Here is an 18,900-nt window from a genome sequence, read left to right as displayed (position 1 = left end):
TCTGGAGATTAACCTGCATCCTTGAACAGCACGCTCTGGTCGAACAGATACCGGTTGGAGAGCGGCAGACTTGCGGCGCCCATGGCCTTGGCGTGGACGCCCACATTGCCCTCGATGATCTCCGGCGCGCTGAGGCCTTGCAGGTCGAGGCGGGAGAGTTCGGCCCGCGTCGCTTCGACAATGCGATGGCGAACGCCTTCCGGCAACCATCCATCGATGATGGCCGCAGGAAAATCGATGATCGACGCAGCCGCCACCGCCGCATGGGCAAGCCCCCGCGCGGCAAGTGCGATCCAGGCATCGAGCGGTTCGCCGAAATTGTGCCAGCTTTCGGGCGATAGCCAGAGATCGTCGGACGAAATATTTCTCTCCTGCAACAGCCGCTCCAGCACGAAAAGCGAGGCGGTATCGATCAGCTGCAATGTCGCGCGTCCATCTTCGGCGCTGCGCATGCGCATCGGCATGGAACCGAGCGCACCGGCATTGCCTGTGCGTCCCGGATAAAGCGTGTTGTTCAGCACCACGCCGCCACCAATGAACGAGCCGATGAAGAAATAGACGAAATCGGTGAATTCCGGCCCGCGCCCGAAGGTGAGTTCCGCGCCACAGGCCGCCGTGCCGTCATTCTGAAGAAACACGGGGAACGGAAAGACCGCGCCGAAATCGTTGACGAGATCGGCATCGAGCCACGCATTCATGTCGGCGGCGGGCGCGCCCACTTCCTCCACCCAGTTCCAGAGTTCAAACGGCAGCGCGATGCCGAGGCCCGCAATGCGATCGCGCTTGTCCGGATCAAGTGCGGCGGTGAAGGCGGTAATGCTGTCAAAGGCGAAACGGCGGATTTCGTCGGGCACCGGCCAGCGATAGGTGATATGCCTGCGTTCGCGGATCGCGCCCAGAAAATCCATCAGGATGATTTCCGCGCTGCGCCGCCCGATCTTGAGGCCGAAGGAAAAAACGCCGTCCGCTGCAAGCCGCATCGGCATGGAGGGCTGGCCGACGCGCCCACGCACGCGCTCGCCTTGCGTAATCAGCCCGTCTTTTTCCAGCGCGCGGATGATGACGGAAACAGTTTGCGCCGAAAGTCCGGTCAGGCGTGCAATATCGGCTCGGGCCAGCGCGCCATGCCTGCGCACAAGCGCCAGAACCAGCCGCTCATTATAGGCGCGCACGCCGATCTGGTTGGAACCGCGATTGATACTCGCGCCCGGTTCGGCAAATTTCTGCATGGCAGGGCCGGGCGAGCCTGCCGGGCCGCCCCTTGGCTCGGAAACGTCCTGTTCCGGATGATGCCTGACCATTTTCTCTCCCAGATCCCACGCTTAACACCCAGTTGCATTCTTCGTGATGCCGGTCTGCATCGAGCAATTTCCTGTGCTTCGGTGCTCACGTACTTTTAAGTACGCTCCGCTCCGGTGCTCGAAAATCACTCGTTTCGCCACGGCCTGACGAATTTGCAACTGTAGTGTTCGGGCACGGCGAGGTTCCTAACCCATTCATCGCAGGAGAAAAAGCCTCATTCTGTGGGATATGAAATAAAAACAAAAGCTTAAGCAGCGAGATGCGCGCTTTTTTCAGCGTGGCGTCGCGTCTTCCTCGGCTCTCTCCTCCCGGGGCGAGAGTGACACAGTACATTAATAAATCAAGTGGATTTATTAATTGACTCTGTTTCGAAGCCGTGTTTTGCTTCAACCATGCCGGGGGAAGAAGGACCGGTTTCACTCTGGGAGGAGTTCATGAAGAAGACAGTTCTGTCGGCGGCCTTTGCTGCCTTCACGCTTGGTGTTGCCGCACTTCCAGCGCATGCTGCCGATGTCGGCGCGTGCCTCATCACCAAGACCGACACCAATCCCTTTTTCGTCAAGATGAAGGAAGGCGCTGTCGCCAAGGCCAAGGAGTTGGGCGTCAATCTCAAAACCTATGCGGGCAAGATCGACGGCGATTCCGAAAGTCAGGTCGCGGCCATCGAAACCTGCATCGCCGACGGCGCCAAGGGCATTCTCATCACCGCTTCCGACACCAAGGGCATCGTGCCGACGCTGCAAAAGGCGCGTGACGCGGGTCTTCTGATCATCGCGCTCGACACGCCGCTGGAACCGGCGGATGCGGCAGACGCGACTTTTGCAACGGATAATTTCCTGGCCGGAGAACTGGTCGGAAAATGGGCCGCAGCAGCGCTTGGTGACAAGGCCAAGGATGCGCGCGTCGCCTTCCTCAACCTGACCGCATCGCAGCCAAGCGTGGATGTTCTGCGCGATCAGGGTTTTGATGTCGGCTTCGGCATCGACCCGAAAGACAAGAACAAGCTTGGCGACGAGGACGATCCGCGCATCGCCGGTCGCGACCTGACCGACGGCAACGAAGAAGGCGGTCGACGCGCCATGGAAAACCTTCTGCAGAAGGACCCGAACATCAATGTCGTGCACACGATCAACGAACCTGCCGCCGCTGGCGCTTATGAAGCGCTGAAGGCTGTGGGCCGTGAAAAGGATGTGCTGATCGTTTCCATCGATGGCGGCTGCCCCGGCGTGAAGAACGTTGCGGCTGGCGTGATCGGCGCAACCTCGCAGCAATATCCGTTGCAGATGGCGTCGCTCGGCATCGAAGCGATCAAGAAATTTGCCGATACCGGCGAAAAGCCAAAGCCGACGGAAGGCAAAACCTTCGTCGATACGGGCGTGACGCTGGTGACGGACAAGCCTGTCGATGGCGTTCCGTCCATCGATACCAAGACTGCGCTCGACAAGTGCTGGGGCTGATCTTTTGAAATATCGGTCCGGCGGATCGTCAGATTTGCCGGACCGTTTTGCAGCTGAAAGCAGGAGATAATCATGAGTGAGCCAGAGGCGGCTTCCGCTGCACAAAAACCGTCGATGCAGGCGTTTGAAACGACCCTTTCGCAAAGCGCATCCGACGTGGCCTCCTTTGATGCGGGTGACCAGTCGGCGCTTTATCGGATGCGGAATTTCCTGCATCACAATCCGGCAGCCGTGCCGCTGATCGTGCTGGTCCTGTCGCTGGTGGTGTTTGGCGTCACATTGGGCGGCAAATTCTTCTCCGCCTTCGCGCTCACGCTCATTCTCCAGCAGGTCGCCATCACCGGCATCGTGGCCGCAGCGCAAACGCTGGTTATCCTCACCGCCGGTATCGATCTTTCGGTCGGCGCGATCATGGTGCTGTCATCGGTGGTGATGGGCCAGTTCACCTTCCGCTATGGCCTGCCAGCCGAGCTTTCCATCGTGCTTGGCTTTGCCACCGGCGCACTGTGCGGCTTTATCAACGGCTTTCTGGTGGCCTATGTCCGCCTGCCGCCCTTCATCGTCACGCTCGGAATGTGGCAGGTGATTCTGGCCACAAATTTCCTCTATTCGGCCAATGAAACCATCCGCGCGCAGGAAATAACCGCGCAAGCGCCAATCTTGCAATTCTTCGGCGAGAGCATTCGTGTCGGTGGCGCTGTCTTCACCTATGGCGTCATCGCCATGGTGCTTCTGGTGCTGCTGCTCTGGTATGTGCTGAACCACACCGCCTGGGGCCGCCATGTCTATGCCATTGGCGACGATCCGGAGGCGGCAAAGCTGTCGGGCGTTTCGGTCAAACCGATCCTGATGTCCGTCTATGTTCTGGCCGGTATCATCTGCGCTCTGGCCGGTTGGGCGATGATTGGCCGCCTTGGCTCCGTGTCGCCGACCGCAGGCCAGTTCGCCAATATCGAATCCATCACGGCTGTGGTGATCGGCGGCATTTCGCTCTTCGGCGGGCGCGGCTCGATCCTCGGCACCATGTTCGGCGCGCTGATCGTCGGCGTATTTTCGCTTGGCTTGCGCCTGTGGGGTACCGATCCGCAATGGACCTATCTCCTGATCGGCGTTCTCATCATCGCCGCCGTCGCTATCGACCAATGGATCAGAAAGGCTGCCGCATGAAAACCTCGGCTACACCTGTTCTCTCGGCAAAGGGTCTGGTCAAGCGTTACGGGCGCGTTACCGCGCTCGACCATGCCGATTTCGATCTCTATCCGGGCGAAATCCTCGCCGTTATCGGCGACAATGGCGCCGGTAAATCCTCGCTGATCAAGGCGCTATCTGGCGCGATCAAGCCCGACGAAGGCGAGATCAAGCTCGACGGAAAACCGGTCAGTTTCCATTCGCCGATGGAAGCACGCCATGCGGGCATCGAGACGGTTTATCAGAACCTCGCTTTGTCGCCTGCGCTTTCGATTGCTGACAATCTGTTTCTCGGGCGGGAAATCCGCCGCAAGGGACCGCTCGGTTCGCTGTTTCGCATGCTCGATCGCGGCGCGATGGAAAAGATCGCCCGCGACAAGCTGACGGAGCTGGGCCTGATGACCATCCAGAATATCGGTCAAGCGGTGGAAACGCTGTCCGGCGGCCAGCGTCAGGGCGTTGCCGTGGCGCGCGCTGCCGCTTTCGGGTCCAAGGTCGTGATCATGGATGAGCCGACGGCAGCGCTTGGCGTCAAGGAATCGCGCCGCGTGCTGGAACTGATCCTCGACGTGAAGGCGCGGGGCATGCCGATTGTGCTCATCTCGCATAACATGCCGCATGTGTTCGAAGTGGCCGACCGCATCCATATTCACCGGCTCGGACGTCGCCTGACGGTGATTGACCCGAAGGAATATTCCATGTCGGACGCTGTGGCTCTGATGACGGGTGCAATGCGACCGAAGGCCGAAGCTGCCTAACTCCCTTGAGCGGGCTGCACGAATCGGGACATCTGTCCGCACGACCACGAAACGGAAATCGGACATGACGCCTATTGACCGCGAAGCCTTGCCTTCAGAAATTCTTGCGCGGCTTTCGAAGGTGGATAGCCGGCTGATCGTCGCCATTGCGGGTCCTCCGGGCGCAGGCAAATCCACCATCGCGGAAGAACTGCGCGTGGCGCTCAACAAGGGCGCTGATGGCCCATCCATCGTCGTGCCGATGGACGGGTTTCACCTTGATGACGTGATTCTCGATCAGCGCGGGTTGCGCAGTCGCAAGGGGTCGCCGCCGACCTTCGATTGCGCCGGTTTTGCCGCCCTGTTGGAACGGCTGAAACATGCACGCGACGAAGTGTTCATTCCTGTGTTCGACCGTTCGCTGGAGCTTTCCCGCGCGGCGGCCTCAGTGGTCGGGCCCGAGCATCGCGTGCTTCTGGTTGAGGGCAATTACCTGCTGCTCGATCAGGAACCATGGTCGGGACTTGCGCCGTTTTTCGACATGACAATCCGTCTCGATGTGCCTTTTCCGGTGCTGGAGCGGCGGTTGATCGACCGCTGGCTCTCTTTTGGTTTCGACGAGGAGACGGCGCGCAGCCGCGCATTGTCCAACGATATTCCGAACGCTAAGCTTGTCGTGAGCCAATCGCGCCAAGCGGAATTTGTGGTCGCGACGGATGGGCGATAATGGGGAATTGCTGTTTTCAAGGCTTGCGAGGATGCGCATGCGCCTGCATGATGGGGAAAAATCGTAGCATCCTGCAATTTCCGATCGGAATAATCCCCAATGACCGATTATGTCTTCGCGCCGCGCCCGCAGCCTATTCTGCCCGTGAAGGGCACGGACGCAGCTTTTCCCGTGCATCGCATCTATTGCGTCGGTCAGAATTATGCCGATCACGCCATCGAAATGGGCGGCGATCCGACCCGCAATCCGCCGTTCTTCTTCCAGAAAAACCCTGACAGTCTGGTGATCAATGGCGGCGATTTTCCCTATCCGCCCAAGACCGAGGATGTGCATCACGAAATCGAGCTTGTGGTCGCATTGAAGACTGGCGGCATCGATATTCCGGTCGAACAGGCGCTGGATCACGTTTATGGCTATGCGGTGGGCATCGACATGACGCGGCGCGACTTGCAAGCGGTCGCCAAGAAGGCCGGTCGCCCGTGGGAAGTCGCCAAGGCATTCGAGCATTCCGCGCCATGCTCTGCCATCGCGCCAGTATCGGATGTCGGCCATCCGCAGTCGGCATCGATTTCGCTGTCCATCAATGGCGAGACGCGCCAGTCTGGCGACCTCAACCAGATGATCTGGAAAGTGGCGGAAACGATCTCCTATCTTTCGTCGCTCTTTGAGCTGCAACCGGGCGATCTTATATTTACAGGCACCCCCGCAGGCGTCGGCCCCGTGCAGCGCGGCGACCACCTTGTGGGCAAGGTGGATGGTGTCGGCAGCTTGTCGGTTACGGTTGCCTGATTTTCTATAAAGCGCATCCCGAAAAGTGGGAACCGGTTTTCGGACAAGATGCGCGCTAAAGCAAAGGACTACAGCGCATTCCGAAAAGTGGGAACCGGTTTTCGGTCAAGATGCGCGTTAAAGCAAAGGACCAGAGCGCCGATCTGATTCAATCAGATCGAAATGCGCTCTAAGCGGAGGAGACAGAATGAGCACCTATCTTCCCGATGACGTGCATGATGCTTTGGAGCGCGTCATCGCTGAAAAGCACCCGGGTCTGAACCTGACAGAAGCCATAACGCTGATTTTGCGCAAATGGCTGGTCCATGAAGGCTATCTGCCCGCGGTGCCAGAACACGGCACACCGCCGGAAGAACTGAACGCGACCAATGATGATTAGCGCGTTCGATACCACGCCGAAGCAGCAAAGCCGAGGCGACAAGTGACGATGGCCAAGCATTCAAAACAGGGGGCGGGTCGCAAGGCGGCGCTCGGCAAACGCCTTTTGATTCTCACGATTCTGGCCATTTTGCTGGTCATCGCGCTCATCTGGATGAGCATTTATCTGTTCGATCCGAATGGTGGACTGGACTTCGACGATCTTGGAATATTTGCATTGGATTTCAATGTGATAGATACGATGCTGCCGCGCATTCTCTGAGCGCGTTAATCCTTTTGTTACCATTTGAAATATTCATTTTGGCGCGACCCAGACGTTTAGCGCTTCCGTTTTTCGTCTTTTGCATGGTACAGAACTGTCATCGACCGAAAGAATATTGACTGCAACGGGCTTCCTGGAGGCCGTTAAGCCAAGAGGATCTGGATGGCATTCGAGGACATCAAGGCGGAAATTGCGCTGCTGTTTGAGCAAATGGTGAATCAGCCGCAGGACGCCCATGAAATCCGCGAAACGGTTCGCGAAAAGCTGAATGCGCTCCGTGCGAACGGTTTGCCGCTGCCTGACGATCTGGTCGAGCTTGAAAAACGCATCGAAAAAGATTTCGATTCCTGAGAACGGGTCCAGCCATGCGTTTCGCGCTTTTTTCTTCTATATCCGCTTCCCTTCTCGGCAAGGGTGTCCTGCTTTTGGGCTGCGCCGTGGCGCTGAGCGCCTGCAACACCACCAATGACGGCAAGCCCGTGAAAACGGCGCTGATTTCCCCAACGGATGCTGCAACGCAGACCGCTGCACCGGGCGCCCCACAGGCGACTGATGCGAAGACTGTTGCCGTGGCCGCCGCTGGCACTGCCGTTCCCGGCGCTGCGGCTTCCCCTGCACCAGTCGCCAATGCCGCTGTCGGCGCGACCGCAACGGCCATGGCCGCTGGTCCGGCTGCAACGGGCGGTGCTGCCGCGATTGCCGCTGCCACCACGACGGACGGCGCTGCTGTTCCTGGCGTACCGGCTGCTGGTGTCGAGGCTGTTGCTTCTGCCGAGCCGGTTCTGCCTGCCGCGGTTCCTATTCCGGGCGAACGCGGCGTTTCGCAGCCGATGATGGCCTATGCAGGGGCACGTGCCGCCGCTTCGCCTGCCTCGGTTGCCGCCAATATGGCGTTTGAAACGCCGGAGAGCGCGCCGAAAAATCTCGATGCGCTGATTGCCAAATATTCCGTCGCTTATGATGTGCCTGAGCGTCTGGTGCGCCGCGTCGTGCATCGCGAAAGCCGCTTCAATCCCGGTGCGCGCAACGGTCCCTATTGGGGTCTGATGCAGATCAGCCATCCGACCGCACGCGGCATGGGCTATACGGGTGCGCCGAAGGGCTTGCTCGATGCCGAAACCAACCTGAAATATGCCGTTCGCTATCTGTCGGGCGCATATAAGGTTGCGGGTGGCAATGAAAGCCAGGCCGTGCGTTTCTATGCACGCGGCTATTATTACGATGCCAAGCGCAAGGGCATGCTGGAAGAAACCGGCATGGACGGCGGTTTCCGCAACGGTCCGACCCGCGATGCCGCGGCTGCCATCGAACCGGTGTCCCTGCCAAGCGGTTCTTCGGCGCCGCTGCCGGGTGTTGCACCGATCCAGGCGTCCTACACGCCAGCACAATAAGCTTCTCCCGGCGGCGCTTGGTCGCCGGTTTAATTCCCCATATCGACTGGCGCATCGGCCCAAAAATCGGAATCGATTTTTGGAAAGCACAATGCGTTTAACTGTCATCTTGACGCTGCAAAGCGAAGGTAGTTCCCTGTCCGAAGACCGGACAGGGCGAAGATTATGAAGCTGCCACATTCCATCAAATGGCATTACGACAAGGCCGAACTCTGGGCGGATGGTGTTATCCATGTGCTTGGCGTGGCGCTGGCTTTCGCCGGTGCGGTTGCCATGCTGATCTATTTTCTGCCGAACAGTTCCGCAACGACCTCGATTTCGTCCAGCGTCTATCTGGCAAGCCTTCTGGGCGCGCTTGGCATTTCGGCGGTCTATAATATCTGGCCCGTCTCGCCGACCAAATGGTTCCTGCGCCGGTTCGATCACTCGGCCATCTATCTGCTGATTGCCGGAACCTATACGCCCTTCGCCATGCATATGGGGGATCGCGCCGTGCCACTTTTGCTCTTCGTCTGGGGCGTGGCTTTCGTCGGCATCATGCTGAAGCTTTTTCTGCCCGGTCGTTTCGACCGGCTGTCGATCCTGCTTTATCTGGCGCTCGGATGGAGTGGCATCATGGTCTACGACACGATTACTCAATCGCTGCCGAAGACCGTGTTCTGGCTGATCGCGGCGGGCGGCATTGTTTATTCGCTGGGCGTGATCTTTCACGTCTGGCAGCGGCTGCGTTTCCAGAACGCCATCTGGCATGGCTTTGTCGTCGTCGGGGCGATGCTGCATTATTGTGCGGTGTTTTTTGTCGGTGCCTGGAACTGAAATTCTCAATGGAAGTCTCGCGACTTCGGCATGATCCGCACATTTCTCGGGTGATGCGCCATTTGTGACGGCGCGACGAGGCGTTGCGCCTCGCGCCCGCTCAGATCCATCAGGGCGCTGGAGCGGTCTTCGATCCTGGCCGCCACCAGATGCACCACACCCTCCGGGCTGCGCTGGATGCGGCCTTCGATGCGGATCAGGCGTGCGCCCATCACCTCACGGCGAAACGCTTTCATGATTTTCGGCCAGACAACGATATTGGCAATGCCGGTCTCATCCTCGATGGTGAGAAACACAACACCCTTCGCGCTGCCGGGGCGCTGGCGCACAGTCACGACGCCCGCCACTTTCATCCGGCGACCATCGGCACCCTCCTGCACGGCGCGACAGGTGGAGACACCTTCTGCCGCCAGCCCTTCGCGCAAATATTGCAGCGGATGCCCTTTCAGCGAAAGCCGGGTCGTCTCGTAATCGGCAATGACATGTTCGGATGCCGCCATTTCGGGCAGCTTCGTGCGCGGCTCTTCCGCCAGTTCGCTGGTGGCGGCGGCCCGGAACAGCGGCAGGGTTTCGTCATTGGGCAGGCGGCGCACGGCCCAAAGTGCTGCGCGGCGGTCGATATCGAGCGAGCCGAAAGCATCGGCATCGGCCAGCGCGGTGAAGGCGCGCCGGTCGAGGCGCAGACGGCGATGCATGTCCTCGATGGTGCGATAAGGCTCATGCCGGTCGGCAAGCAGTAGTTCGGTGTCACGTTTTGAAAAACCGTCGATCTGGCGAAAGCCGAGCCGCACAGCAGGGCGCGGACCGGGAATGTCTTCCAGAAGATTATCCCACGCACTGAAATTCACATCGACGGGCAGGACCGTCACGTCATGTTCGCGCGCGTCACGCACGATCTGCGCTGGCGCATAAAAGCCCATCGGCTGCGAATTGAGCAGGGCGGCGGCAAAGACTTCCGGGTGATGATGCTTGATCCACGCGGAAATATAGACCAGATGCGCAAAGCTGGCCGCATGGCTTTCGGGGAAGCCATATTCACCGAAGCCCTTGATCTGGTTGAAACAATTCTCGGCAAAGCTCCGGTCGTAGCCGCGATTGACCATGCCGTCGATCATCTTTTTCTCCATGGTGTGGATGGTGCCCATCTTGCGGAAAGTCGCCATGGCGCGGCGAAGCTGGTTGGCTTCGTCGGGCGTGAACTTTGCCGCTTCGATGGCAATGCGCATCGCCTGTTCCTGAAATAGCGGCACGCCTTTGGTCTTGTCCAATATCTGTTGCAACTCGTCCGGTGGGCCGTGTTCGGGGGCTGGTGACGGCAAGATGTTGGGCTCCTGTCCGCTTCTTCGTCTCAGATAAGGATGCACCATATCGCCCTGAATCGGGCCGGGACGCACGATAGCGACCTGAATGACCAGATCGTAAAACTCCTGCGGTTGCAGACGCGGCAGCATGTTCATCTGAGCGCGGCTTTCCACCTGAAACACGCCGAGCGAATCCCCCTTGCAAAGCATGTCGTAGACGGCCTTGTCTTTGCGCGGCAGGGTGGCGAGGGTCTGCTTTTGACCGCCATAAAGCTGCGGCTTGTGCTGATGAATGAGGTCGAAAGCCTTGCGAATGCAGGTGAGCATGCCGAGTGACAGCACATCCACTTTCATCAGCCCCACTTCATCGATGTCATCCTTGTCCCATTCGATGAAATAGCGGTCTTCCATGGCCGCCGGGCCGATGGGCACGGTCTCGTCCAGACGGTCGCGTGTGAGCACAAAGCCCCCCACATGCTGCGACAGATGACGGGGAAAGCCGATCAGCTCAATGGCCAGTTCCACTGCGCGCCGGATGACCGGATTGTCGGGGTCGAGACCCGCCTGGCGAATATGCTGCTTGTCGATGCCGCCGCCGGATATGCCCCAGACCGTATTGGCAAGGGCTGCCGTCACATCTTCCGTCAGGCCCAGCGCCTTGCCGACATCGCGGATCGCGCTGCGGGATCGATAGCTGATGACAGTCGCGACAATCGCCGCACGGTCGGTGGTGTAGCGTTCATACACATATTGCATCACCTGCTCGCGCCGCTCATGCTCGAAATCGACGTCGATATCCGGCGGTTCCTGGCGCTCGGCAGAGATAAAGCGCTCGAACAGCAGGTCCACTTCGGTTGGGTCCACGCCGGTTATGCCAAGACAGAAGCAGACGACGGAATTGGCCGCCGAACCGCGCCCCTGACACAAAATTTCTTTTGAGCGGGCATAGCGCACAATGTCATGGACGGTCAGGAAATAGGCCGCATATTGCAGCTTTTCGATCAGCGCCAGTTCCTTGTGGATCAGCGCCTGCACCTTTTCCGGTATGCTACCCAATCCGTAGAACTTGGCAGCGCCCTCCCAGGTAAGGTCGTGCAGATGCTGTTGCGGTGTCTTTCCCGGTGGCACGGGCTCGTCGGGATAATCATATTTCAACTCGTCGAGCTGGAAGGTGATGGGCGCGATGAAATCGGCGGTCGCGGCAATCGCCTGCGGATATTGGCGGAACAGCCGCACCATTTCCTGCGCTGGTTTCAGATGGCGCTCGGCGTTTTTCTCCAGCAGCCGCCCGGCGGCAAAAACCGTGCTGTGATGGCGGGTTGCCGTCAGCACATCCTGAAGCGCGCGGCGGTTGGGGTGGTGATAGAGTACGTCATTGGTGGCGAGAAGCGGCACACCGGCATCGGCTGCAAAGCGGGCGATGCGTTCGGCCCGGCGTCCATCATGCCCCTGATGTGGCATGGCAAGCGCCAGCCAGATGCAGCCTTGTGCCGCCGTGGCGATTTCCGACAGACGCGCCGGAAAGGCAGGGTCATCCTCTTCCGGGGGCATGACGGCGATTTGAAACTGCCGGGCGCGAAACAGCAGATCGGCCCAGAGCAGATGGCATTCACCCTTGATGGCGGCGCGCCTTTTGCCTTCGGTCAGAAGGCGGCATAATTGCCCATAGGCAGGTCGGTCACGCGGATAGACGACCATATCCGGCGTGCCGTCGATGAAGGACAAGCGGCAGCCGATGAACAGCCGGAAATTGCTTTTGTCGCGAAAATCCTTCCAGGCGGCATGTGCCCGCACCACACCGGCCAGCGTGTTGCGGTCGGCAATGCCGATGCCGGAAAGGCCAAGATCGCGAGCTTGCAGCACCAGTTCCTGCGGGTGCGACGCACCGCACAGGAACGAAAAATTGCTGGCGACAGCCATTTCATAATAAGCGGGTTTTTTCTCGATGTGGGGCATCAGGCAAACAACCCATGCAGGAACCAGCGCGGATGATTGGCGCCGTCATAAAGACCTTCGCGGAAAATCCAGAAACGCTGGCCGTTCACATCTTCCACCCGGTAATAATCGCGCAGTTCCGGTACGTCATGACCGAGAGAAAGCCACCATTCCGGTTCGATCCGCTCTGGTCCTTCGGCAAGGCGAATATGATGGCGGACCCGTCGCCACAGGAAGAATGAGGGTGGGCTGTCCGGCACTTCCGCCACGCTTTCGATCAGCTGCGGCGGGCGAAACAGTTTTATGGGGCGCGCTGGCGGGTCACCAGCCAGCGTTGGGCTGCTTTCATAACCGGTCTGGTTTGCGCGGCTGCCATGCAGGGCAGGGCGCAGGCCAAAAGCGCGCTCCGGCATATGCGTATCGCGTGCGAAAGGCACCAGCACGCGGTCCGGCCCCAGACGCGCCGAGAGACGGTCGATCAGCTGGCTGAAGCCGGCATCATCTTCCTCATGCTGGTCCAGCCCGGTCTGGCGTTGTGTGACCGCAGCACTGCGCAAGGCGGCAAGCCTGATCATGTCAAAACCGAAACCGGCATCCAGCGGATCGGTGAGGGCATTAAGCCTTTCACGCGCAAGACGCAGAAAAACCCTGTCATCGCGCAGAGGCTGGCCGGTTTCAATGCGGATATGGCGTATCTCGCCATCGACCCGGAAGAAGGATGCTTCGATCAAAAGCGCGCCTTTGCCTTCCATCTCAAGCCGGGCGAACAGCTCCTGCGCCAATTCCTGCAAGATGCGCTCCACCAGTTCCATGGCGGTCAGAGGCTCGGACTGGCGGCGCTCTGCCGTTGCGAGCGGCACCATGCGTAGCGGCGAGATGGGCGCGCGCTCCTGCCGTGTCAGGCGACCGAGACGGGTGGCGAGATCGGGACCAAAGCGCGCGGTGAGTGCTGCACGCGGCAGCGCCATCACATCGCCGATGCGTTTCAGGCCCGCGCGCTTGAGGCCGGTTTCAGCGGCATCGGCCAGTTCAAGCGCGGAAAGCGGCAGGCGCGGCAACACGGCATCGGCCTGCGCCTTGTCGAATACGCCGCCTCTGGTGCCACGGGCGAGAAGCCGCGCCGCAAAACTGTTATCGGTAATGGCTGCCCGCACGTGCAGACCAGCGCGCTCGATGCGCTGGATCACATCGGCATGCATGGCGACCAGTCCGCCGAACAGATGCGCGCAGCCGGTAATGTCCAGCATCAGCCCGTGCGGCGGATCGAAGGCGACAAGTGGCGTATAGCGTTCGCACCAATGGGCCATTTTGTTGAGCAGGGCGGCATCGCGCTCCGGCGCGGCATTGGCGACATCAAGCCTTTCCACACGCGCCCGCGCATCGGTCAGCGCCATGCCGGGATAAAGCCCGAGCTTGGCGGCCTTGACGTCGATGGCCGTCAACCGAAGCGCATTGGCGGTGCGCTCGGTAATGACAAGCGGCAGTGCGTCGGACGCTTGCCCGGAGGATGCATCAGATCGCCCGGCGCGGTGCAGCCTGTCCGTCGGCAGGAACGGAAACCACAGCGCCATGAACGCCATGGTGGATGCCGACGCTGCCGCTTCCTTCCCGTTCTCTGATGCCGAATTCAAGGGTTTCATTGTTCCATTCCATGATCCACTGGCCGCATGTGCCATGACGGTTGCGCTCCAGAATGGCCAGAAAGGCCGGTTTTCCCGGCGCATTGGCCCCGCTGGAGCGAGAAGGCGCAGGCGCGACACGCCATCGGCTGACGGCAGCGCTTTGCACGCCGGTGCGATGACTTCGAAGCAGGATGACCGGCAGTTGCGCTGTCTCCGCTGCCAGCAGCAGGCGACGTGAGGGTGTCAGGTCGAGGCATTTCGGCTGGCCGGTTATCGAGGCAACGATGCCGGAGACGAGATGCGAAGCCTTGCCGCCGGTTCCTGCTTCCAGCACATCATTGGCCGCCTTCAGCACATCCTGCGCATTCGGACAGCGCACGATCAGCAACCGGTGCGGGGCGATGCCGAAAGCATGCAGCCCCGGCGGGTAGAGCCCGCCATATTCGCTTGTCGCCGTTTCCTCCTCGATCCAGATGATCGGTCGCTGCTTTTGTGTGGCGCGCAATGCCATGGCGAGCGCAAAGCCGGTCGCCGCCATATGCGCACCGGGATTTTCCGCGAAAACCTCATGCAAGGCATCGCCAGCAAGCCCATGCGGAAAGGCCGCGTCCGCCGCCGCGTGGCCCAGCGCGAAACTGTTTTCGCGCCCGAAACCGGCAGCTGTATCGCCAGCAAAATTTCCTTGCGGATCGTTGCCTTCAATGGCGGTAACCATGCGCCGCAACGTCGCGATGTCGATGCCGCTCACGTCAAAAATCCTGTAATCTGTCTGTGTTTGTTGGCGCGGTTCCGGAGACAGGAACCGTCATTGTTCTCTATTTGTTCTAGTATTGAATCGACTCTGAAAAGAGTCAAGCAGGGAAACGTTCGATCCCTGTGGGCGCGTCGGATTCTTCAAGGAACAAGAAAATTCAGGACAAAGAAAAACGCCCTCCGATGAGAAGGGCGTTTCCAAAACGGTAGACCTTAGGCCGTTGAGATTCTGGCGCGGTGAGCCGAAAATGGTGGGCCTCGAGAACCGGCGCGCAGCGTACTTAAAGGTACGTGAGCACCGGAAGCGCAGAAAACTGCCATTTGCAGGCCAGCAGAGCCTGAAGATCAATACCTAACGGCGGTCACGGGCAGCCAGCGTACGCAACCGCAGCGCGTTGAGCTTGATGAAGCCTGCTGCGTCTTTCTGGTCGTAAGCGCCCTGATCGTCTTCGAAGGTCACGAGCTTGTCGGAATAAAGCGACTTGTCCGACTCGCGACCGATCACCATCACATTGCCCTTGTAGAGCTTGAGGGTGACTTCGCCTTCGACGTTCTTCTGGCTGAGATCGATTGCGGCCTGAAGCATTTCGCGCTCCGGCGAGAACCAGAAGCCGTAATAGATCAGCTCCGCATAGCGCGGCATCAGCTCGTCCTTGAGGTGAGCAGCGCCACGGTCGAGCGTGATCGATTCGATGGCGCGGTGGGCCGCCAGCAGGATCGTGCCGCCGGGCGTTTCGTAGACGCCGCGCGACTTCATGCCGACGAAGCGGTTTTCCACGAGGTCGAGACGACCGATGCCGTTGTCGCGGCCATATTCGTTTAGCTTGGCAAGCAGCGTTGCAGGCGAAAGACGCTGGCCATTGATCGAAACGGCGTCGCCCTTTTCAAAGCCGATCTTGATGATCGTTGCCTTGTCGGGTGCTGCTTCCGGCGAAATGGTGCGCATATGCACATATTCGGGTGCTTCGAGTGCTGGATCTTCCAGAACCTTGCCCTCGGACGAGGAGTGCAGCAGGTTGGCGTCGACGGAGAACGGCGCTTCGCCCTTCTTGTCCTTGGCAACCGGAATCTGGTGTTGTTCAGCGAATTCGAGCAGATGCGTGCGGCTCTTGAACGACCAGTCGCGCCATGGAGCGATGATCTTGATGTCCGGGTTCAGCGCATAAGCGGAAAGCTCGAAGCGAACCTGATCGTTGCCCTTGCCCGTTGCGCCATGCGCAATGGCGTCTGCGCCGGTCTTCTTGGCGATCTCGATGAGATGCTTGGAAATCAGCGGACGGGCAATCGACGTGCCGAGCAGATAAACGCCTTCATAGACGGCATTGGCGCGGAACATCGGGAAAACGAAATCGCGCACGAATTCTTCGCGCACGTCCTCAATGAAGATTTCCTTGATGCCCAGCATTTCCGCTTTCTTGCGTGCCGGTTCAAGTTCTTCGCCCTGACCCAGATCAGCGGTGAAAGTCACGACTTCCGCGCCGAGTTCCGTCTGAAGCCATTTCAGGATGATCGAGGTGTCGAGACCGCCCGAATAGGCGAGCACGACTTTCTTAACGTCTTTCCACTTGCTCATAGTCAACTTCCGATACGATGGATGACCCATTGTCCGCTCGGGGAGAGCATCCGCAGGGCTTGGGAATTGGATGTTGCTGTCCTTTTATCAGTTGCTAGGCGACGTGCAAGCCGGATGGCTGCGACTTATCGAAAAGACCCGAGAATCCAGTAGCGGCGAGATTTGATTCGCGTTAGCTTGCCGCGAATTTTCGGAGCTTTTCGCATGTCGTTCCTGACAAACCTGACCTTCATTCCCGAATGGACCATTTTCGTCCAGTTCGCGATTGCAACCGCCATTCTTTCCATCACACCCGGCCCGGATATGACGCTGTTCGTCGGACGGGCCTTGTCTGAAGGCAAGGCAGCCGGTTTCGCCTGCATGGCTGGCGCAAGCACCGGCATCGTCATCCACACCACCATGGTGGCGCTGGGGCTTTCGGCACTGATTATCGCGTCTCCAGCTGCCTTCACCGTGCTGAAGGTTGTGGGTGCGGGCTATCTCGTCTGGCTCGCCGTACAGGCAATCCGCAAGGGTTCGGCGTTTTCGCCGGAAAAGAACGGCGGTAAGAAACATACGCTGGTTCAGAACTGGGCAACCGGGCTTGGCATCAATCTGCTCAACCCGAAGATCATTCTGTTCAACATGACCTTCCTGCCGCAGTTCGTTTCCGTAACGGACCCGCATGCAATGGGCAAATTGTTCTTTCTCGGCCTGTCCTTCATCCCGCTGGCGCTGCCCTTCACCATTCCGATGGTGGTCGCAGCCGACCGGTTTGCGGGCCTCCTGAAGAAGAACCCGACGGTCACGCGCATTGTGGATTGGTTGTTTGCGGGCGTGTTTTCGGCTTTCGCCCTGAAAATCATCACCGCGCAGGCGAAATAACCTGATATCTACCCAGCCGGGCGGTCGGAAAGCCGTCCGGCATTGCGGCCTGCAATCAGCCAGTAGATGAAGCCGCCGACAATGCCCGCACCGACGAAGGCTGCAATCCAGAGCGGCATTTCCGGCCAGTCGTCCGATCCGCGAAACGGAATAGCGGTTCCCGCGGCTCCTAGGCCGATGATGGCGCCCACAACGCAATAAAACACCGACGAGCGATAACCGCGTGCTTCGGCAAGCAGAATGACGATGGCCGCTGGCAGGAAGCTGATGCCGCCTGCCAGCATGGCCACGATGAAACCGCCGACGAAAACGCTGCTCCAGAAGCTGGTTGTGGCCCAAAGGCTGGCGGCTTCCGTATTGCCTGCCCCGGCCATCATCGCGAAATCGTCCATCAGCGCATCAACGCCGATGCTGCGAAACAGGATTGCCGCCAGAAACCAACCGGTTGCCAGCAAGCCGCAGCAATAGCCAAAAAGAATAACGACGAAGCGCATTATGTAGTCGAATGTATCGTTCATGCGCGCTCGCTTTATCGGGTTATTCGCCCCGTTTATTCGCCGTGTCCGGCGATCATCATGGCTTCCAGCGCAAGGCGTTCGCTCTTGCGCATGCGTTCCGATTCCGACTTCAACTGACCGCAGGCGGCGAGAATGTCGCGACCACGCGGCGTGCGGATCGGCGAGGCATAACCGGCTGCATTGACGTAATCGGCAAAGCGCTCGATCTGTTCCCAGTCCGAGCACTGATAGTTGGTGCCGGGCCATGGATTGAACGGAATGAGATTGATCTTGGCCGGAATGCCCTGCAACAGCTTCACCAGAAGCTTGGCATCTTCCAGGCTGTCGTTGATGTCCTTCAGCATCACATATTCGAATGTGATGCGCTTGGCATTCGACAGGCCGGGATATTCGCGGCAAGCCTTGATGAGCTGCTCCAGCGGATATTTCTTGTTGATCGGCACCAGGATGTCGCGCAACTCGTCGCGCACGGCATGGAGCGAAATCGCCAGCATCACGCCGATTTCATCGCCGGTGCGGTAGATTTCAGGCACCACGCCGGAGGTCGAAAGCGTGATGCGACGCTTGGAAAGCGACAGGCCATCACCATCCGAGGCGATAATGAGAGCCTTCTTCACTTCCTCGAAATTATAGAGCGGCTCGCCCATGCCCATCATCACGATATTGGTGATCTTGCGGCCTTCGGCGGGCACCATGGCACCGTCGGGCGTGTCCTTGTCCGGGAAATCGCCGAGCCGGTCGCGGGCGGTCAGAAGCTGCGCCAGAATTTCTTCCGAAGTTAGATTGCGCACCAGCTTCTGCGTGCCAGTATGGCAAAACGAGCAGGTCAGCGTGCAGCCGACCTGGCTGGAAACGCACAGCGTGCCGCGACCTTCTTCGGGAATATAGACGCTTTCGATCTCGACCGGGCGGCCAGCGCCCCGCGGCGGAAATCGGAACAGCCACTTGCGGGTGCCGTCCTGCGAAATCTGCTCTTCGACCACTTCCGGGCGCGCAATGGTGAAATGCTGCGCCAGCATGGCGCGCAAATCCTTGGAAATATTGCGCATATCGGCGAAATCGGAAACGCCGCGCACATAGAGCCAGTGCCAGAGCTGGCTGATGCGCATCTTCACCTGACGTTCCGGCACGCCAGCCTTGACGAGCGCTTCGGCCATTTCCTCGCGCGACATGCCGATGAGCGACGGCTTTGCGTCCAGATTGGCGCGCACATGGCGGGCCAGCTGGTCGCGCGTATCATCAATGGTAAGATCGAACGAAATAGACATCTGTTTTCAACTGTTAAGG

Annotated in this window: 18 protein-coding genes; 11 read left to right on the top strand and 7 right to left on the bottom strand. The window is 59.4% G+C overall.

Annotated features, from left to right (window positions below; genetic code table 11):
- Positions 1 to 8 precede the first annotated feature (8 nt).
- Positions 9 to 1,301, bottom strand: coding sequence for an ROK family transcriptional regulator (locus tag QLQ11_RS07895; RefSeq protein ID WP_109368108.1), 1,293 nt, complete (start codon positions 1,299 to 1,301; stop codon positions 9 to 11).
- Between the two features lie 435 nt (positions 1,302 to 1,736).
- On the opposite strand from QLQ11_RS07895, the gene QLQ11_RS07890 reads away from it, so the two are divergent.
- The 10 genes from QLQ11_RS07890 (at position 1,737) to QLQ11_RS07845 (ending at position 9,047) form a co-directional block, all read left to right on the top strand.
- Positions 1,737 to 2,759, top strand: coding sequence for a sugar ABC transporter substrate-binding protein (locus QLQ11_RS07890; RefSeq protein ID WP_109368109.1), 1,023 nt, complete (start codon positions 1,737 to 1,739; stop codon positions 2,757 to 2,759).
- A gap of 72 nt (positions 2,760 to 2,831) precedes the next feature.
- On the top strand, positions 2,832 to 3,926 hold the full coding sequence (locus QLQ11_RS07885) for an ABC transporter permease (protein WP_109368110.1): 1,095 nt from the start codon (positions 2,832 to 2,834) through the stop codon (positions 3,924 to 3,926).
- Positions 3,923 to 4,705, top strand: a complete 783-nt coding sequence (locus tag QLQ11_RS07880) for an ATP-binding cassette domain-containing protein (protein ID WP_109368111.1) — start codon at positions 3,923 to 3,925, stop codon at positions 4,703 to 4,705. Before QLQ11_RS07885 ends, QLQ11_RS07880 begins: the two co-directional genes overlap by 4 nt.
- Positions 4,706 to 4,769: 64 nt before the next feature.
- Positions 4,770 to 5,411 (top strand): nucleoside/nucleotide kinase family protein, encoded by a 642-nt coding sequence (locus QLQ11_RS07875; protein WP_109368112.1) that lies wholly within the window; start codon positions 4,770 to 4,772, stop codon positions 5,409 to 5,411.
- Positions 5,412 to 5,510: 99 nt separating this feature from the next.
- A complete protein-coding gene (locus QLQ11_RS07870) occupies positions 5,511 to 6,200 on the top strand; it encodes a fumarylacetoacetate hydrolase family protein (RefSeq protein ID WP_109368113.1) in 690 nt (229 codons plus the stop codon).
- Positions 6,201 to 6,387: 187 nt separating this feature from the next.
- Positions 6,388 to 6,579 carry a hypothetical protein gene (locus QLQ11_RS07865; protein ID WP_109368114.1) on the top strand — a complete coding sequence of 64 codons (192 nt, stop codon included), beginning with the start codon at positions 6,388 to 6,390 and terminating at the stop codon, positions 6,577 to 6,579.
- Positions 6,580 to 6,627: 48 nt separating this feature from the next.
- On the top strand, positions 6,628 to 6,840 hold the full coding sequence (locus tag QLQ11_RS07860) for a hypothetical protein (protein ID WP_078339952.1): 213 nt from the start codon (positions 6,628 to 6,630) through the stop codon (positions 6,838 to 6,840).
- A 162-nt stretch (positions 6,841 to 7,002) separates the two neighbouring features.
- Positions 7,003 to 7,191: a hypothetical protein gene (locus tag QLQ11_RS07855; protein ID WP_078339953.1), complete on the top strand. Its 189-nt coding sequence runs from the start codon at positions 7,003 to 7,005 to the stop codon at positions 7,189 to 7,191.
- A 14-nt stretch (positions 7,192 to 7,205) separates the two neighbouring features.
- Positions 7,206 to 8,231, top strand: coding sequence for a lytic transglycosylase domain-containing protein (locus QLQ11_RS07850; protein WP_109368115.1), 1,026 nt, complete (start codon positions 7,206 to 7,208; stop codon positions 8,229 to 8,231).
- 165 nt (positions 8,232 to 8,396) lie between these two features.
- Positions 8,397 to 9,047, top strand: coding sequence for a hemolysin III family protein (locus tag QLQ11_RS07845; RefSeq protein WP_109368116.1), 651 nt, complete (start codon positions 8,397 to 8,399; stop codon positions 9,045 to 9,047).
- Between the two features lie 5 nt (positions 9,048 to 9,052).
- Here QLQ11_RS07845 and QLQ11_RS07840 read toward each other — a convergent pair whose 3' ends face one another.
- From QLQ11_RS07840 to QLQ11_RS07825, 4 genes are all read right to left on the bottom strand, one after another.
- Positions 9,053 to 12,304, bottom strand: coding sequence for an error-prone DNA polymerase (locus QLQ11_RS07840; protein ID WP_109368117.1), 3,252 nt, complete (start codon positions 12,302 to 12,304; stop codon positions 9,053 to 9,055).
- Positions 12,304 to 13,755, bottom strand: coding sequence for a DNA polymerase Y family protein (locus tag QLQ11_RS07835; RefSeq protein ID WP_109370138.1), 1,452 nt, complete (start codon positions 13,753 to 13,755; stop codon positions 12,304 to 12,306). Before QLQ11_RS07835 ends, QLQ11_RS07840 begins: the two co-directional genes overlap by 1 nt.
- A gap of 40 nt (positions 13,756 to 13,795) precedes the next feature.
- Positions 13,796 to 14,653, bottom strand: a complete 858-nt coding sequence (locus QLQ11_RS07830) for an ImuA family protein (RefSeq protein WP_109368118.1) — start codon at positions 14,651 to 14,653, stop codon at positions 13,796 to 13,798.
- 357 nt (positions 14,654 to 15,010) lie between these two features.
- Positions 15,011 to 16,231, bottom strand: coding sequence for an argininosuccinate synthase (locus QLQ11_RS07825; RefSeq protein ID WP_109368119.1), 1,221 nt, complete (start codon positions 16,229 to 16,231; stop codon positions 15,011 to 15,013).
- A gap of 204 nt (positions 16,232 to 16,435) precedes the next feature.
- On the opposite strand from QLQ11_RS07825, the gene QLQ11_RS07820 reads away from it, so the two are divergent.
- A complete protein-coding gene (locus tag QLQ11_RS07820; RefSeq protein WP_109368120.1) occupies positions 16,436 to 17,095 on the top strand; it encodes a LysE family translocator in 660 nt (219 codons plus the stop codon).
- An 8-nt stretch (positions 17,096 to 17,103) separates the two neighbouring features.
- On the opposite strand, the gene QLQ11_RS07815 is transcribed toward QLQ11_RS07820, so the two are convergent.
- Both QLQ11_RS07815 and rlmN read right to left on the bottom strand, forming a co-directional pair.
- Complete coding sequence (locus QLQ11_RS07815; protein ID WP_121537040.1) at positions 17,104 to 17,613, bottom strand: hypothetical protein; 510 nt, start codon at positions 17,611 to 17,613, stop codon at positions 17,104 to 17,106.
- A gap of 32 nt (positions 17,614 to 17,645) precedes the next feature.
- Positions 17,646 to 18,881 carry a 23S rRNA (adenine(2503)-C(2))-methyltransferase RlmN gene (gene rlmN / locus QLQ11_RS07810; RefSeq protein ID WP_121537042.1) on the bottom strand — a complete coding sequence of 412 codons (1,236 nt, stop codon included), beginning with the start codon at positions 18,879 to 18,881 and terminating at the stop codon, positions 17,646 to 17,648.
- Positions 18,882 to 18,900 lie beyond the last annotated feature (19 nt).

Origin of the sequence: Ochrobactrum sp. SSR, assembly GCF_030067775.1 — a bacterium.
GTDB classification, from domain to species: Bacteria; Pseudomonadota; Alphaproteobacteria; order Rhizobiales; family Rhizobiaceae; genus Brucella; species Brucella teleogrylli.
This window is presented reverse-complemented; position numbering and strand designations above follow the sequence as displayed.

Excerpts from the sequence above, each read along its gene's own strand:
- QLQ11_RS07895 (WP_109368108.1), bottom strand. The coding sequence starts at position 1,301 with ATGGTCAGGCATCATCCGGAACAGGACGTTTCCGAGCCAAGGGGCGGC.
- QLQ11_RS07890 (WP_109368109.1), top strand. The coding sequence starts at position 1,737 with ATGAAGAAGACAGTTCTGTCGGCGGCCTTTGCTGCCTTCACGCTTGGT.
- QLQ11_RS07885 (WP_109368110.1), top strand. The coding sequence starts at position 2,832 with ATGAGTGAGCCAGAGGCGGCTTCCGCTGCACAAAAACCGTCGATGCAG.
- QLQ11_RS07880 (WP_109368111.1), top strand. The coding sequence starts at position 3,923 with ATGAAAACCTCGGCTACACCTGTTCTCTCGGCAAAGGGTCTGGTCAAG.
- QLQ11_RS07875 (WP_109368112.1), top strand. The coding sequence starts at position 4,770 with ATGACGCCTATTGACCGCGAAGCCTTGCCTTCAGAAATTCTTGCGCGG.
- QLQ11_RS07870 (WP_109368113.1), top strand. The coding sequence starts at position 5,511 with ATGACCGATTATGTCTTCGCGCCGCGCCCGCAGCCTATTCTGCCCGTG.
- QLQ11_RS07865 (WP_109368114.1), top strand. The coding sequence starts at position 6,388 with ATGAGCACCTATCTTCCCGATGACGTGCATGATGCTTTGGAGCGCGTC.
- QLQ11_RS07860 (WP_078339952.1), top strand. The coding sequence starts at position 6,628 with ATGGCCAAGCATTCAAAACAGGGGGCGGGTCGCAAGGCGGCGCTCGGC.
- QLQ11_RS07855 (WP_078339953.1), top strand. The coding sequence starts at position 7,003 with ATGGCATTCGAGGACATCAAGGCGGAAATTGCGCTGCTGTTTGAGCAA.
- QLQ11_RS07850 (WP_109368115.1), top strand. The coding sequence starts at position 7,206 with ATGCGTTTCGCGCTTTTTTCTTCTATATCCGCTTCCCTTCTCGGCAAG.
- QLQ11_RS07845 (WP_109368116.1), top strand. The coding sequence starts at position 8,397 with ATGAAGCTGCCACATTCCATCAAATGGCATTACGACAAGGCCGAACTC.
- QLQ11_RS07840 (WP_109368117.1), bottom strand. The coding sequence starts at position 12,304 with ATGCCCCACATCGAGAAAAAACCCGCTTATTATGAAATGGCTGTCGCC.
- QLQ11_RS07825 (WP_109368119.1), bottom strand. The coding sequence starts at position 16,231 with ATGAGCAAGTGGAAAGACGTTAAGAAAGTCGTGCTCGCCTATTCGGGC.
- QLQ11_RS07820 (WP_109368120.1), top strand. The coding sequence starts at position 16,436 with ATGTCGTTCCTGACAAACCTGACCTTCATTCCCGAATGGACCATTTTC.
- QLQ11_RS07815 (WP_121537040.1), bottom strand. The coding sequence starts at position 17,613 with ATGAACGATACATTCGACTACATAATGCGCTTCGTCGTTATTCTTTTT.
- rlmN (WP_121537042.1), bottom strand. The coding sequence starts at position 18,881 with ATGTCTATTTCGTTCGATCTTACCATTGATGATACGCGCGACCAGCTG.